We start from the raw sequence: 918 nt of genomic DNA, 5'->3' as shown, positions 1-918 counted from the left end.
GGGGCGCCTAACGGCGACCTTGACCCAGAACCAAACGGATTGTTTCAGCCTTCTCACGCGGCTCCGAAATCATGAAATAAAGGTGGTAAAAACCCCTCTAATCCCCAATACCATTATCCTTTTCCCCCTTGCGTTTACGTCTCTTTGCACGCATTTTTAAAAAATGTTCTCTACGCTTGATCAATTTTTCTTGTTCGTTTTCTTGACGCATCAATGCAGCAATACCGAATAGTTTTTTCATTTGATCGTTTTTAAGCCCTTTAAATGGCTCTTGGAGCGCTTTTAATTTATTCCCTATGGATTCCACCATTCTTTGCATCTTTGTCGCTCTATGGGCATTTTCGTGGCTTTTAGAGGCTATTGCGATTGTACTTGCAAATTTTTCGTTTACTTCTTTGCTTAATCGACTAGCAACACACTCGGAAGTTTCAAATGCTGTTGCTAATCCAATTTTCTCAAGAAATCCTCTTGGTTTTAACTTTTTTGGTTCTATTTTTTCTGGATCAATGGCGATATATGACTCGCTTTCTTTTCCGATAATTCCGTAATGCCGTTTAACGGCTTGGTGTTGTGCTTTACTCCCCTGTATACCTCTCTCTAAACCAAGGTTTTGCATGATTTCCGCAAAGGTTGTTTGATCGTTTGTCATTTTGGTTCGATTTCCAATGAACTCTTTTGCGGATAATCTACCATCTTGTGTTAAAGGCACCACGAAGGCGCTTAAATGGGGGCTAATTTCGTCTCTATGGACAACAGCTGCGATTATGCGGTTTTGTCCGTATTTTTCTACTAACCACTGTTTTGATCGCTTGAAGAACTCTTTTTGCTGTTCTGGAGTAGTTGTTACCCACCATTCTGGACTAGCTGTCATGACATATTCGACAGCTAATACAGCATCTTTCCGTCGTTTTTCTGGTA

General features: G+C 40.7%; 1 protein-coding gene. It reads right to left on the bottom strand.

Features of this window, described 5'->3' with window-relative positions; genetic code table 11:
• Positions 1-97: 97 nt before the first annotated feature.
• Positions 98-918: MobV family relaxase (mobV, locus tag ACFILO_RS09530; RefSeq protein ID WP_375678217.1), on the bottom strand; the 821-nt coding region annotated here is incomplete at its 5' end.

The organism is Bartonella sp. AP72JLCBS (assembly GCF_042195705.1).
In the GTDB taxonomy this organism is placed as follows: domain Bacteria; phylum Pseudomonadota; class Alphaproteobacteria; order Rhizobiales; family Rhizobiaceae; genus Bartonella.
The sequence above is the reverse complement of the archived record's forward strand: the minus strand, read 5'-3'. Positions and strand labels throughout refer to the sequence as shown.